Origin of the sequence: Pseudomonas sp. AN-1 (assembly GCF_034057115.1) — a bacterium.
Classification (GTDB): Bacteria; Pseudomonadota; Gammaproteobacteria; order Pseudomonadales; family Pseudomonadaceae; genus Geopseudomonas.
Window position 1 is genome coordinate 2,311,971 of the sequence record NZ_CP139195.1, and the last position, 14,187, is coordinate 2,326,157.

12 protein-coding genes are annotated in these 14,187 nt (G+C 68.6%); 2 read left to right on the forward strand and 10 right to left on the reverse strand.

Annotation, left to right across the window (positions count from 1 at the left end; all coding sequences use genetic code 11):
• The first annotated feature begins 20 nt into the window (after positions 1 to 20).
• A complete protein-coding gene (locus SK095_RS10770) occupies positions 21 to 2,126 on the forward strand; it encodes a putative bifunctional diguanylate cyclase/phosphodiesterase (RefSeq protein WP_136489791.1) in 2,106 nt (701 codons plus the stop codon).
• A gap of 2 nt (positions 2,127 to 2,128) precedes the next feature.
• Here SK095_RS10770 and rmuC read toward each other — a convergent pair whose 3' ends face one another.
• The 10 genes from rmuC to oscA form a co-directional block, all read right to left on the reverse strand.
• Positions 2,129 to 3,610, reverse strand: coding sequence for a DNA recombination protein RmuC (gene rmuC, locus SK095_RS10775; protein WP_136489790.1), 1,482 nt, complete (start codon positions 3,608 to 3,610; stop codon positions 2,129 to 2,131).
• A 406-nt stretch (positions 3,611 to 4,016) separates the two neighbouring features.
• Positions 4,017 to 5,426, reverse strand: coding sequence for a threonine synthase (gene thrC / locus SK095_RS10780; RefSeq protein ID WP_136489789.1), 1,410 nt, complete (start codon positions 5,424 to 5,426; stop codon positions 4,017 to 4,019).
• A gap of 54 nt (positions 5,427 to 5,480) precedes the next feature.
• Positions 5,481 to 6,785, reverse strand: coding sequence for a homoserine dehydrogenase (locus tag SK095_RS10785; RefSeq protein ID WP_136489788.1), 1,305 nt, complete (start codon positions 6,783 to 6,785; stop codon positions 5,481 to 5,483).
• Between the two features lie 109 nt (positions 6,786 to 6,894).
• On the reverse strand, positions 6,895 to 7,629 hold the full coding sequence (locus tag SK095_RS10790; RefSeq protein ID WP_136489787.1) for a disulfide isomerase DsbC N-terminal domain-containing protein: 735 nt from the start codon (positions 7,627 to 7,629) through the stop codon (positions 6,895 to 6,897).
• 94 nt (positions 7,630 to 7,723) lie between these two features.
• The gene (gene xerD, locus SK095_RS10795) at positions 7,724 to 8,614 is read right to left on the reverse strand and encodes a site-specific tyrosine recombinase XerD (protein WP_136489786.1); all 891 of its coding nucleotides are present in this window, start codon (positions 8,612 to 8,614) and stop codon (positions 7,724 to 7,726) included.
• 89 nt (positions 8,615 to 8,703) lie between these two features.
• Complete coding sequence (locus SK095_RS10800) at positions 8,704 to 9,693, reverse strand: sulfate ABC transporter ATP-binding protein (protein WP_320546308.1); 990 nt, start codon at positions 9,691 to 9,693, stop codon at positions 8,704 to 8,706.
• A gap of 3 nt (positions 9,694 to 9,696) precedes the next feature.
• Positions 9,697 to 10,566: a sulfate ABC transporter permease subunit CysW gene (gene cysW / locus SK095_RS10805; RefSeq protein WP_320546309.1), complete on the reverse strand. Its 870-nt coding sequence runs from the start codon at positions 10,564 to 10,566 to the stop codon at positions 9,697 to 9,699.
• 12 nt (positions 10,567 to 10,578) lie between these two features.
• Positions 10,579 to 11,397, reverse strand: a complete 819-nt coding sequence (gene cysT, locus SK095_RS10810; RefSeq protein ID WP_320546310.1) for a sulfate ABC transporter permease subunit CysT — start codon at positions 11,395 to 11,397, stop codon at positions 10,579 to 10,581.
• 98 nt (positions 11,398 to 11,495) lie between these two features.
• The gene (locus tag SK095_RS10815) at positions 11,496 to 12,491 is read right to left on the reverse strand and encodes a sulfate ABC transporter substrate-binding protein (protein ID WP_320546311.1); all 996 of its coding nucleotides are present in this window, start codon (positions 12,489 to 12,491) and stop codon (positions 11,496 to 11,498) included.
• 197 nt (positions 12,492 to 12,688) lie between these two features.
• Entirely contained in the window at positions 12,689 to 12,874 is a 186-nt protein-coding gene (gene oscA, locus SK095_RS10820; protein ID WP_136489781.1) for a sulfur starvation response protein OscA, read from the reverse strand.
• Between the two features lie 353 nt (positions 12,875 to 13,227).
• On the opposite strand from oscA, the gene SK095_RS10825 reads away from it, so the two are divergent.
• Positions 13,228 to 14,187, forward strand: coding sequence for a glucokinase (locus SK095_RS10825; RefSeq protein ID WP_168772507.1), 960 nt, complete (start codon positions 13,228 to 13,230; stop codon positions 14,185 to 14,187).

Genomic DNA, 14,187 nt, shown 5'->3' on the forward strand with positions numbered 1-14,187 from the left:
CAAGGAGCGGCACTACGACCATGCATACCGAGCAATCCATCCTCGTCATCGAGGACGACCAGTCCACCCGAATGCTGATCAAGTCGATCCTCGGCAAGCAGGGCTATCGACTGCTGGAGGCCACCGACGGCCAAGAAGGCCTGGAGGTTTTCCTGCGCGACAGCCCCGATCTAGTGCTGATGGACGTGATGATGCCGCGTCTCGATGGCTTCGCCGCCTGCCGGGCGATGCGCGAGTCCGAGGCCGTGCCGGGCACGCCGGTGATCATGCTCACCGCCGCCGATGCCACCACTGACGTGGAGCGGGCCTTCGAGTCCGGCGCCACCGACTTCATCACCAAGCCGATCAACTGGCCGCTGCTCGCCTCGCGGCTGCGCTATGCCCTGCGCGCCCGGCGCACCAGCCTGGAACTACAGCGCACCCGGCTGCGCCAGAGCCACGCCCAGAAGATCGCCCGCCTCGGCTTCTGGGCCTGGCACACCGACAGCGACTGCCTAGAGTGGTCGGTGGATCTGGCCGAGATGGCCGGGATCGCCGCCGCGGAGGTCGATCATCTCGACAAGCTGCTCACCCGTGTCCATCCCGACGACCGGACGCGTCTCGCCCAGGCCATGAATGTCTCGCGCACGGCGCTGAGCCGGCTCGACCAAGAGGTCCGCTTGCCGCAGGCTGGAGGCGGCATGCGCGTGCTGCATCTGGTCGCCGAGCACAGCCCGACGCAAGGTCCCGCGCGGTTGTTCGAGGGCGCCTGGCAGGACGTCACCCAGACACGCGAAGCCGAGCGGATGGTCCAGCATCTGGCCCTGCATGACACGCTCACCGGCCTGCCCAACAGCAAGCTGTTCCTGCGCCTGCTGGAAACCGCGATAGAGGGCGCCCGCCGCGCGGGGTACGGCATCGCCATGGTGCTGTTCGACATCAGTCGCCTGGGACGCATCAACGATGCCCTCGGCATGAAAGTCGGCGACCTGGTGCTGGCGCGCGTCGCCCATGCCCTGCAACAGGGGATGCCCAGTGAGGTGCATGCCGCCCGCCTGGCCGGCGACGAGTTCGCCCTGCTGGTCCCGCACAACGACCTGTCCCGCCTGCGCGCCAAGACCGAGGCGGCGCTGGCGCGCACCAGCCAGCCACTCGACGTCGACGGCCAAGCGCTGTTCGTGTCGCTGACCGCCGGCATCGCCTTGTTTCCCGACCACGCCGGCGATGCAGAGGAGATGATCCAGGCCGCCCGGGATGCCCGCAAGCTCGCCCGCCTGCAAGGCAGACCACTGGGCATCGCCCGTCCGTCCGACACCGACAGGGGCACCGAGCTGAAACTGGAGCTTGCCCTGCGCACTGCGCTCGAGGAGAACTTCCGTCAATTCCATCTGGTCTACCAGCCGCAGCTGCAGCTGCGCGACAACCGCATCGTCGGCGTCGAGGCGCTGATACGCTGGGAGCATCCGGAGGTCGGTCCGGTGCCGCCGCCGCGCTTCATCCCGATCATGGAGGAGCTGGGCCTGATCAATGCCTTGGGCGAATGGATCCTGCGCAGCGCCTGCCGACAGCTACGCGCCTGGCAGAACCTCGGCATCCAGCTGCAGATGAGCATCAACCTGTCGCCGCGCCAGTTCCAAGACAACCGGCTGACGGAAGTGCTCGTCGCGGCGGTGCGCGATGCTGGCGTGCCACCGACGCAGATCAAGCTGGAGATCACCGAGAGCATCGCCATGCAGGACCCACAGGGCACCATCGAGCAGTTGCGCGGCTGGCGCGCCCAGGGCTTCCAGATAGCCATCGACGACTTCGGTATCGGCTACTCGTCGCTGGAATACCTACTGCGCTTCCCGCTCGACACCATCAAGATCGACCGCGCCTTCATCAAGGACATCGTCGCCTCGCCCAGCGACCGCGCCATCGTCCGCGCAGTCACCGTCATGGCCCAGAGCATGGGCCTGAGCACAGTCGCCGAAGGCGTCGAAACCCAACGCCAGCAGGACTACCTGGATGCCATCGGCATCAGCCAAATCCAGGGCTACTTGTTCGGCAAGCCAATGCGCGCCGACGATTTAGCACGCTTCTACCTGACCCATCAGGGGCGCTCGACCACTACCGGCGCCGCGACACGACTGGCGCAGGCGCTCTAGTCCTAGGCTCCGTCGTCATCGGCCGCCACCAGCGGCGGCGCCCCGGCACGTACCAGCCAGTCGGCCGGCAGGCTCTTGCTGGCGCGGGCGCCGAGCGCCTTGAGCTGCTCGGCGCGGCCGATCAGGTTGCCGCGCCCCTCGCCGAGCTTGTTGCGCGCATTGGCGTAGGCCTTGTCGAGCTGCTGCAGGCGGCTGCCGATCTCGTCGAGGTCCTGGACGAACAGCACGAACTTGTCATACAGCCAGCCGGCGCGCTCGGCGATCTCGCGGGCGTTGAGGTTCTGCCGCTCCTGGCGCCACAGGCTGTCGATCAGGCGCAGGGTGGCCAGCAGGGTGGTCGGCCCGACGATCACGATGTTCTGCGCGAAGGACTCCTCGAACAGCCCGGGTTCGGCCTGCAGCGCGGCGGCGAAGGCGCCTTCCAGCGGCACGAACAGCAGCACGAAATCGAGGCTGTGCAGGCCCTCCAGGCGCTGGTAGTCCTTGGCCGACAGGCCCTTGAGATGGCTGCGCAGCGACTGCACGTGCAGCTTCAGGGCCTGCGACCGGGCGCCCTCGTCCTCGGCGGCGACGTACTGCTGGTACGCGGTCAGGCTGACCTTGGCGTCGACCACCACCTGGCGCTCGCCGGGCAGGCGCACCAGCACGTCGGGCTGGTAGCGCTGGCCGCCTTCGCCACGCAGGCTGACCTGGGTGTCGTACTCGCGGCCCTTCTCCAGGCCGGCGTGCTCGAGCACCCGCTCCAGCACCAGCTCGCCCCAGTTGCCTTGGGTCTTCTGACCCTTGAGCGCGCGAGTCAGGTTGTGCGCCTCCTCGCCCAGGCGCTGGTTGAGCTGCTGCAGGCGCTCCAGCTCCTTGCCCAGCGAGAAGCGCTCGCGCGCCTCCTGCTGGTAGCTCTGTTCGACGCGCTGCTCGAAGCTGTGGATGCGCTCGCGCAGCGGATCGAGCAGCTGGCTCAGCCGCTGCTGGCTGTTCTCGGCGAAGCGCTGCTCGCGCTCCTCGAAGATCCGCCCGGCCAGCTCGGCGAACTGCGCGCGCAGCTCGTCGCGCGCCGCCTGCACCTCCTCGAGGCGCTGGCGATGGCCCTGCTGCTGCTCGCGCAGGGCGCTGGCCAGCGCGGCGCGCTCGGCGGCGAGGTCGCGCAGCTCCTCCTCGCGCTGCTGGCGCTCATCCTGCCACTGGCGGGCCGCCTCGGCGGCCTGCTGGCGCTCGGCGCCGAGCAGCTGGACCTCGCGGCGCAGGGCGGCGTTCTCGCCCTGCAGGGTCGCCAGCAGGCGCTGCTGGCCCTGCGCCTCGCCACGGACCTGGGCCAGTTGCCCGGCCAGCGCCTCGCGCGCCTGTTCGCCGGCGGCCAGACGCTCCTCCAGCAGGCCGGCCTGCTGGCGCGCCTCGCCGCGCTGCTGCTGCAGGCGCCAGAGCAGCCCCGCCAGAGGGAGGGCGGCAGCGACGATACCGAGCAACAGGCTGGACAGATCGAAAGGCATGAACGGACTCCCTGGCTGATAGCACCGAGTATAACGGTCAGGCGCTGCGGGCAGCGTCGCGCCGCCCCGGTTCAATCCACAATTGCTGTGGATAACTGGGTGGACAAATACCGGACAGATCGCCCCGCCCCCGGCGCGGCAGGGCCTGCAGACAGATTGGCTGTTTTTTGTTCAGAAGTTTTTCTGCTTGATTTTCAAAGAATTAGTTATTAGGGCAGCAGCCGTCCCGGCCCTGCTCCCGGATGCGACGGCGCGTCGCAGGCCTCGGGTTTTGTGCACAGGCGCACTTGACGATGGCGGCAGAGCACGCACCGGCAGCGAGCGGGCAGAACCCCGGCGGGCGCCCAAACGAAAGGGCCGGCTGCTCGCGCAGCCGGCCCTTGTGTGGACAACCCGCAGCGTCGCCTTACAGCGGCTTGCCGCGGTTGCCGTGCTGGCTGACGAAGTCCTGCACCGCCTTCAGGTCGTTGGCCAGCACGCTGCAGCGCTCCTCGCGCTGGAACAGGTCGGCCAGGTGCGGCGGCAGCTGCGGTACGGCAGCGATGCCGGCCTTCTCCACCGCTTCCGGGAACTTGACCGGATGCGCGGTTCCGAGCACCACCATCGGCAGCGCCAGGCTGCGGCGGCACTCGCGGGCGGCCTTGACGCCGATCGCGGTGTGCGGGTCGAGCAGGTAGCCGGTCTGGCCATGCACCTCGGCGATGGTGGCGCAGGTCTGCTCGTCGTCCACCGCCAGCGAGTCGAACAGGCGGCGGGCCTCGGTCCAGCGGTCGTCCTCGACCGACAGCTTGCCGGTGGCCTTGAACTCGTCCATCAGCGCGCTGACGGCGGCGCCGTTGCGTCCGTGCAGGTCGAACAGCAGGCGCTCGAAGTTGGAGGAGACCATGATGTCCATCGACGGCGACAGCGACGGATGCAGGGTGTCCTTGTCGTAGCGGTTGCCGGACATGAAGCGGTGCAGGATGTCGTTGCGGTTGGTGGCGACGATCAGCTGGTTGATCGGCAGGCCCATGTTGCGCGCCAGGTAGCCGGCGAAGATGTCGCCGAAGTTGCCGGTCGGCACCGAGAAGGCCACCGAGCGGTGCGGCGCGCCGAGCTGCAGGGCGGCGTGGAAGTAGTAGACGATCTGGGCCATGATCCGCGCCCAGTTGATCGAGTTGACCGCCACCAGCCGGGTGCCCTTGAGGAAGCCCTGGTCGGCGAAGCTGGCCTTGACCATCTCCTGGCAGTCGTCGAAGTTGCCTTCGATGGCGATGTTGTGGATGTTGTCGCCGAGGATGGTGGTCATCTGCCTGCGCTGCACCTCGGACACGCGGTTGTGCGGGTGCATGATGAAGATGTCGACGTTGTCGCAGGCCTTGCAGCCCTCGATGGCGGCCGAGCCGGTGTCGCCGGAGGTGGCGCCCATGATCACCACGCGCTCGTTGCGCTTGGCCAGCACGTGGTCGAGCAGGCGGCCGAGCAGCTGCAGGGCGAAGTCCTTGAACGCCAGGGTCGGGCCCTGGAACAGCTCGAGCACCCACTCGTTGGCGCCCAGCTGGGTCAGCGGCGCTACCGCCTGGTGGGCGAACACGCCGTAGGTCTCTTCCAGGATCCGCTTGAAGTCGGCGTCGGCGATGGAGCCGGCGACGAACGGGCGCATCACACGGAAGGCCAGCTCGTGGTACGGCAGGCCGGCCCAGGAGGCGATCTCCTCGACGGTGAAGCGCGGCAGGTTTTCCGGCACGTAGAGGCCGCCGTCGCTGGCCAGGCCGGCGAGCAGCACGTCTTCGAAGTTGAGGGCCGGCGCCTGGCCGCGGGTACTGATGTAGCGCATGGGGAAAAACCTTCGGTGCGGGCTGCCGGCGCGCGGCCGGCAGCCGTTGACGGATTAGTTGAGCTGCTCGACGCGGATGCGCACGACCTTGCCGGCCACGCCCTCGAGGGCCTCCAGGGCGGCGATGGCGTCGTCGATCTGCGCCTCGCGCACGCGGTGGGTGACCAGGATCATCGGCACCAGGCCGTCGTGCTCCTCGGCTTCCTTCTGCATGATCGACTCGATGTTGATGCCGCGCGCGGAGAGGATGCTCGCCACCTGGGCCAGCACGCCCGGATGGTCCTTGGCCTGGATGCGCAGGTAGTAGGCGCTCTCGCAGGCCTCGATCGGCAGGATCGGGTGGTCGGACAGCGCGTCCGGCTGGAACGCCAGGTGCGGCACGCGGTTCTCCGGGTCGGTGGTCAGCGCGCGGACCACGTCGACCACGTCGGCCACCACCGCCGAGGCGGTCGGCTCCATGCCGGCGCCGGCGCCGTAGTACAGGGTGCTGCCGACGGCGTCGCCGTTGACCATCACCGCGTTCATCACGCCGTTGACGTTGGCGATCAGGCGGTCGGCGGGGATCAGGGTCGGGTGCACGCGCAGCTCGATGCCGGCCTCGGTGCGGCGGGCCACGCCGAGGTGCTTGATGCGGTAGCCCAGCGCCTCGGCGTAGTTGACGTCGGCGGTGGTCAGCGCGGTGATGCCTTCGGTGTAGGCCTTGTCGAACTGCAGCGGAATGCCGAAGGCGATGGAGGCGAGGATGGTCAGCTTGTGCGCGGCGTCGATGCCTTCCACGTCGAAGGTCGGATCGGCCTCGGCGTAGCCCAGCGCCTGGGCTTCCTTGAGCACGTCGTCGAAGGTGCGGCCCTTCTCGCGCATCTCGGTGAGGATGAAGTTGCCGGTGCCGTTGATGATGCCGGCCAGCCAGTTGATGCGGTTGCCGGCCAGGCCCTCGCGGATCGCCTTGATCACCGGGATGCCGCCGGCCACGGCGGCCTCGAAGGCGACGATCACGCCCTTCTCGCGCGCCTTGGCGAAGATCTCGTTGCCGTGCACGGCGATCAGCGCCTTGTTGGCGGTGACCACGTGCTTGCCGTTGTCGATGGCCTTGAGCACCAGCTCGCGGGCCACGGTGTAGCCGCCGATCAGCTCGATGACGATGTCGATTTCCGGGTTGTCGACCAGCTCGAACACGTCACCGGTGATGGGGGTACCGGTGGTATCGCATTGCGGGTTGGCGTCACGCGCGGCAATCTGCGCCACTTCGATGCCGCGCCCGGCACGGCGGGCGATCTCCTCGGCATTGCGTTTGAGCACATTGAAGGTACCGCCACCGACGGTCCCCAACCCACAGATACCTACTTTCACCGGTTTCACTATCAGTTCCCCATCTTTACGACGCAGTACGGCCGGAAATTCCGGCCGATGAAAAGATCCGCACATTACGAAGCGGTGGATTGTTAGTCAATCGGCAGCTGAACGCCGATCACTTCGCCGCCAGCGCCGCCTCGGCCAGCTGCGGCGCCGGCTGGTAGCCGGGGATCAGCTGGCCGTTGGCCAGCACGATGGCCGGGGTGCCCTGCACGCCGATCATCTGGCCCAGCGCGTACTGCTTGCTCACCGGGTTGTCGCACTCGGCCTGCGGCACGTCCTTGCGCGCCTTGGCCAGGTTCATCGCCTCGCGCGGGTCCTTGGCGCACCACACGCTGACCAGGGTGTTGTAGCCGTGGCTGCCGACGCCCTGGCGCGGGAAGGCCACATAGCGCACCTCGACGCCGCGGCGGTTGAGCTCGGCCACCTCGCTGTGCAGCTTCTGGCAGTAGCCGCAGTCGGTGTCGGTGAACACGGTGATGTGGGTCTTCTGCGCTGCCTTGGCGTCGGCCGGGAACACCACCATCTCCTTGACAGGGATGGCATTGATCTCCTTGGCAACCGCCTTGCTTTCGGCCTGCTCGGTGAGGTTGACGGCCTTGCCGTCCTTGACCTGGTACAGGAAGCCCTGCATGACGAACTGGGCGTCGGCGCTGGTGTAGAGCAGGCGGCCGCCCTTGAGCTGCACCTGGTACAGGCCGGGCATCGGGCTCTCGCTGATCGCCTCGATCGGCAGGTCCGGCTGCAGCGCCTTGAGGGACTGGCGGATCGTCTGATCGGGGTCGGCAGCCTGGGCGATGGCGCTGGCCAGGCCGAGAGTGACGGCAGCGAGGAAGCGGAACGGACGCATGAAGACTCCTTGAAGCGGCGAAGCGGCTTGGTTGATGGCCAAGCCTACCACAGCCACCCGGGCCGGCCGCGGCAACGGCGCACGCTGCCGACGATCAAGCGGACGAGCTGCCCTGCAGGGCCTGCAGGCGAGCATCGGCGATGTGGATGTAGATCTGCGTGGTCGACAGGTCGCGATGCCCGAGCAGCATCTGCACCACCCGCAGGTCGGCGCCATGGTTGAGCAGGTGGGTGGCGAAGGCGTGGCGCAGGGTGTGCGGCGACAGCGGCTGATCGATGCCGGCGCTGCGCGCGTGGCGCTTGATGCGGTGCCAGAAGGTCTGCCGGGTCATCTGTTCGCCGCGCAGGCTGGGAAACAGCACCTCGCTGGGCCGCCCGAGCAGCAGCTCGCCGCGCGCCGCGCGCAGGTAGCGCAGCAGCCAGTCGATGGCTTCCTCGCCGAGCGGCACCAGGCGCTCGCGCCCCCCAGGGCCGTTCACCCGTACCACGCCCTGGCGCAGATCGACCTGTTCGAGGGTCAGCGCCACCAGTTCGCTGACCCGCAGGCCGCAGGCATACAGCACCTCGAGCATGGCGCGGTCGCGCAGGCCGAGCGCCGCGCCGGTGTCCGGCGCGGCCAGCAGCGCCTCGACCTCGGCCTCGCCGAGGCTGTGCGGCACGGCGCGCGACTGGCTCGGCAGGACCACCTGCAGGGTGGGGTCCTCGGCGATCAGCCCGGTGAACTGGCAGTAGTGGTAGAAGCCGCGCAGGCAGGACAGCAGGCGCGCCGTGGAGCGCGCGTGGTAGCCGCGCTCCTGGCGCCAGCCGAGGTACTCGCGGACCAGTTCGCGGTCGACCCGCAGCAGGTCGAAACCGCGCTCGGCCAGCCAGGCGCGGAACAGCGCCAGGTCGGTGCCGTAGGCTTCCCGGGTGTGGCGCGACAGGCCCTTCTCCAGCCAGAGGGCATCGAGAAAGCGGTCGATCAGGGGATGGGCGTGCTCGGACATGGGCAGGGCGCGATGACGACGGGAACGCCAGTCTGGCACGCCCGCCCGGCCAGCGGCCAGCCCGCCCCGCCAGGGCGGGCCGGGGTCGGTCAGGACGCCGAGCGCTGGCCGTCGGTGGCGGGCCGGAAATACAGGCGGTCGCCGCGCGCCAGACCGACCAGGCTGGCATGGCTCTTCACCACCTCGGCCTCGACCAGCTCGCCCTGCCCCTCGACCTTGAGGGTCACCCGGGTGATGGCGCCGAGCGGACGGATGTCGCGCACCTCTGCGCCCAGATGGCCGGCCAGCGCCTCGCGTGACAGCGACACCTCGTGCGGACGGAACAGGATGTGCCCCTCCTCGCCCAGCTGCAGGCGGTTGGAGTCGCCGAGGAAGTGGTAGACGAAGTCGCTGGCCGGCTGCTCGTAGACCTCGCCGGGCGCGCCGATCTGCTCGATCACCCCCTTGTTCATCACCACGATGCGGTCGGCGACCTCCATGGCCTCCTCCTGGTCGTGGGTGACGAACACCGAGGTCAGGTTGATCTCCTCGTGCAGGCGCGCCAGCCAGCGGCGCAGCTCCTTGCGCACCTTGGCGTCCAGCGCGCCGAACGGCTCGTCGAGCAGGAGGATCTTCGGCTCCACCGCCAGGGCACGGGCCAGGGCGATGCGCTGGCGCTGGCCGCCGGAGAGCTGCTCGGGGTAGCGGTCGGCCAGCCAGTCGAGCTGCACCATGCCGAGCAGTTCGTGGACCTTGGCGGCGATCTGCGCCTCGCTCGGCCGCTCTTTCTTCGGCTTCATGCGCAGGCCGAAGGCGACGTTGTCGAACACCGTCATGTGGCGGAACAGCGCGTAGTGCTGGAACACGAAACCGACGTTGCGGTCGCGCACGTCGTAGCCGGAGACGTCCTCGCCGTGGAAGGCGATGCTGCCGGCGTCCGGGGTCTCCAGGCCGGCGATGATGCGCAGCAGGGTGGTCTTGCCGCAGCCGGAGGGGCCGAGCAGGGCCACCAGCTCGCCGCTGTGGATGTCCAGGTCGATGTCGTTCAGGGCCTGGAAGGCGCCGAAGCGCTTGCTGACGTTGCGGATTTCGATGGACATGGCTTATTCCTCGGCAGCATTCGACTTGAGGCGGGTCAGACGGGCCTCGCTCCACTGCTTGAGCAGAAGGATGAACAGCGCCAGCGCCAGCAGCAGGCTGGCGACGCTGAAGGCGGCGACGTGGTTGTATTCGTTGTAGAGTATCTCGACGTGCAGCGGCAGGGTGTTGGTGACGCCGCGGATATGCCCCGACACCACCGACACCGCGCCGAACTCGCCCATCGCCCGCGCGGTGCACAGCACCACGCCGTAGATCAGGCCCCACTTGATGTTGGGCAGGGTGACGTGCCGGAACATCTGCCAGCCGTTGGCGCCGAGCAGGCGCGCGGCCTCCTCCTCCTGGCTACCCTGCTCCTGCATCAGCGGGATCAGTTCGCGGGCGACGAAGGGCACGGTGACGAACAGGGTCGCCAGCACGATGCCGGGCACGGCGAAGACGATCTGGATATCGCGCTCGCCGAGCCACTCGCCGAAGAAGCCCTGGGCGCCGAACAGCAGCACGTAGATCAGGCCGGCGATCACCGGCGACACCGAGAACGGCAGGTCGATCAGGGTGACCAGCAGGCTCTTGCCGGCGAACTCGTACTTGCTCACGCACCAGGCGGCGGCGACGCCGAACAGCAGGTTGAGCGGCACGGCGATGGCCACGGCGATCAGGGTCAGCTTGAGCGCGGCGAGGGCGTCCGGCTCGAGGATGGCGGTGAAGAACACCCCCAGCCCCTGCTTGAGCGCCTCGCTGAGCACCACGTAGAGCGGCAGCAACAGGAACAGGACGAACACCAGCCAGGCGCCGACGATCAGCAGGTTGCGCCCCAGCGCGTGGCCGCGGCGGGCGGCGTTGGCGGAGGCGGAGACAGCGGTGATGGATGACATGGCGGCTCCTCCTCAGGGCGTTTCGATACGGCGCTGCAGCAGGTTGATCAGCAGCAGCAGGACGAAGGACACCACCAGCATCAGCACGCCGATGGCGGTGGCGCCGGTGTAGTCGTACTGGTCGAGCTTGACCATGATCAGCAGCGGCAGGATCTCGGTCTTCATCGGCATGTTGCCGGCGATGAAGATCACCGAGCCGTACTCGCCGACGCCGCGGGCGAAGGCCAGGGCGAAGCCGGTCAGCCAGGCCGGCAGCAGCGCCGGCAGCAGCACGTGGCGGAACACCTGCAGCGGCTTGGCGCCCAGGCAGGCGGCGGCCTCCTCGACCTCGCGCGGGATGTCGGCCAGCACCGGCTGCACGGTGCGCACCACGAACGGCAGGGTGACGAATACCAGCGCCAGGCTGATGCCCAGCGGGGTGAAGGCGATCTTGAAGCCGAGATCGCTGGCCAACTGGCCGATCAGGCCGTTGGGCGTGTACAGCGCGGTCAGGGCGATGCCGGCCACCGCGGTGGGCAGGGCGAACGGCAGGTCGATCATCGCGTCGATGATCCGGCGTCCGGGAAAGCGGTAGCGCACCAGCACCCAGGCCAGCAGGGTGCCGATCACGCCGTTGAGCAGGGCGGCGGCCAGGGCCACGCCGAAGCTCAGCTTGAGGGCGGCCAGCACCCGCGGTGCGCTGACGATGGCCCAGAACTCGCTCCAGCTGAGCTGGGCGGCGTGGACGAACATGGCACCCAGGGGGATCAGCACCAGGAGGCTGAGATACACCAGGGTGTAGCCCAGCGTCAGCCCGAAGCCGGGTATGACGGGGGAAATGCGGCGGGACATAGGTTCCTCGCAAGTTTCTTGGCCCGGAGGCCATCCGGGTTGTGGTCAAGCAAGAACCCCCGGTGGCGGACACCGGGGGCTCGATCGGCAGGCGGAGATCACTGCACCTGGTAGATCTGGTCGAATACGCCGCCATCGTTGAAGAACTTCGGCTGCGCGCTCTTCCAGCCGCCGAAGTCTCCATCGATGGTGACCAGCTTGAGCGCCGGGAACTGCTGGGCGAACTCGGCGGCGACCTTCTCGTTGCGCGGTCGGTAGAAGTGCCTGGCGGCGATGCGCTGGCCTTCCTCGCTGTACAGGTACTCGAGGTAGGCGGTGGCCACTTCGCGGGTGCCCTTCCGGTCGACGTTCTTGTCGACCACCGCCACCGGCGGCTCGGCAAGGATCGACAGGCTGGGCGCGACGATCTCGAAGTTCTCGCCGCCCTCCTCCTTGAGCGCCAGGAACGCCTCGTTCTCCCAGGCCAGCAGCACGTCGCCGATCTGGTTGTTGACGAAGGTGATGGTCGAGCCGCGCGCGCCGGTGTCGAGCACCGGAACGTTCTTGTACAGCTGCTCGACGAAGGCCTTGGCCTTGTCCTCGCTGGCGTACTTCTGCTGGGCGTAGGCCCAGGCGGCGAGGAAGTTCCAGCGCGCGCCGCCGGAGGTCTTCGGGTTGGGGGTGATCACTTCCACGCCCGGCTTGACCAGATCGTCCCAGTCCTTGATCTGCTTGGGATTGCCCTTGCGCACCAGGAACACGATGGTCGAGGTGTAGGGGGTGCTGGCCTGCGGCAGGCGTTTCTGCCAGTCCTCGGGAATCAGCTTGCCGATCTTGTTCAGCTCGTCGATGTCGCCGGCCAGAGCCAGGGTCACCACGTCGGCCTTGAGACCGTCGATCACCGCGCGGGCCTGCTTGCCCGAGCCACCGTGGGACTGCTGGATGGTCACAGGCTCGTGGCCCTGGGCCTGCCAGTGCTGGTTGAAGGCCGCGTTGTATTCCTGGTACAGCTCGCGGGTCGGATCGTAGGACACGTTGAGCAGGGTCTGCGCCTGTACGGCGGCGCTGAGGGACAGGCCGACGATGGCGGCCAGAGCGAAACGACGAATGGACATGCTGGTGCTCCTTGGGCGTGCTCGGCGGCACGCCGGATAACGGCGGAATGTGGCAATCGGGTCGGGAACGACGGTTGGCGTCACATTCGCCAGCAACAGCGGCGGAGGGCTCGGATGCTCATGTGCGTGCTCATGGTCTGGTCGATGTCAGGTGGCATGCTCACGCCCTCCGGTGGTCCAGTCGGGCCTGTGCGAAATCAGGGTTGCTTGCTGCCGCTCGGCGGCTGCAGGCGGAACTTTTCCTTGCGCTCGATCTGCACCACCTGGCCGTTGTGCACGGTGATTTCCACCGCGCCGTAGCGCAGGCCGTGCAGGGCATTGTGGATCTCGCGCAACAGACCGGCTTCGTCCTGGCCGGCGACACTGCGTAGGTTGGCGCTCATGGGGATGCTCCTTGGCTATGGATCGCCCGCGGGCCGTGCCCCGGCGATGGAGCGCATATTAGGCACACCATTTATATTCTTAAAAATATTGTTTAAGAATTCTTCTATAATTTAATGACATAAAAACCAGGCAGGCCCGGGCGCGGCCGGCGCGCCTCGAATCGCCGCCCACCGCCGCAGCGCAGCCTGGCTCCCGGCTGCGCCACCTGGCCGCCTATACTGCAGGACACATGCGCAGCGGGCTCCATGCGCCGCTGCCGCTACCCCGATCCACCGGGCGCCCTCGCCCGGCCTGCCGAACAGCCCGCGCACGAGGTGCGCCGGCCGGCGTCCGAGCGCACGACGAGGTAGGCATGCTCATTCTGGCGGCAGACATCGGCGGTACCCGGGCGCGCCTGCTGCTGGGCGAGAGCCGCGGCGACACCTGGCAGCCCCTGCGTCAGCAGACCCTGGCCAGCCAGGAACATGCCGACGGCCTGAGCCTGCTGCGCGCCTTCCTGCGCCCGGGCGAACAGCCGCAGGTCGCCTGCCTGGCCGTGGCCGGGCCGGTCGATGGCCGGCAGGTGCGACTGACCAACCTGCCCTGGGACCTGGACGCCGACGAACTGGCCGGGCAACTCGCTCTGCGCCGGATCGAGCTGGTCAACGACCTAGCCGCCCAGGCCCAGGGCCTGCCCCTGCTGCACGACGAGCAACTGTACCCCTTGCAGAGCGGCAGGCCGCAGCCCGGCGGCGTGCGCGCCCTGCTCGCCGTCGGCACCGGCCTGGGCATGGCGCTGCTCGCCGGCACGCCGGCGCAGCCGCTGGTCCTGCCCAGCGAGGGCGGCCATGCCGACTTCGCCGCGCAGGACGAGCAGCAGCTCGCCCTGCTGCGCCACCTGTTGCCGCGCCACGGCCGGGTCAGCCTCGAGCTGCTGCTGTCCGGTGCGGGGCTGGTGCGCCTCTTCGCCTTTCTCGCCGGCCGCGACGAGGATGCCGACGACCTGCCCGGTCCCGCGCAGATCGGCGCCGCCGCCGCGGCCGGCGACGCCCGGGCGACGGCGACCCTCGAGCTGTTCGCCCGCCTGCTGGCCGGCGCCGCCGGCAACCTGGCGCTGACCGGCCTGGCCCGCGGCGGCGTGTACCTGGGCGGCGGCATCGCGCCGAAGATCCTGCCCTGCCTGCGCCTGCCGGCGGTGCGCGAGGCGTTCGTCGCCAGGCCGCCGATGCGTGCGCTGCTGGAAGGCATCCCGCTGCAGGTGGTGCTCGACGAGCAGCTGGGCCTGCGCGGCGCCGCGCAGATCGCCGCGCGCCTGGCGCTGCAGGCGGAGTGA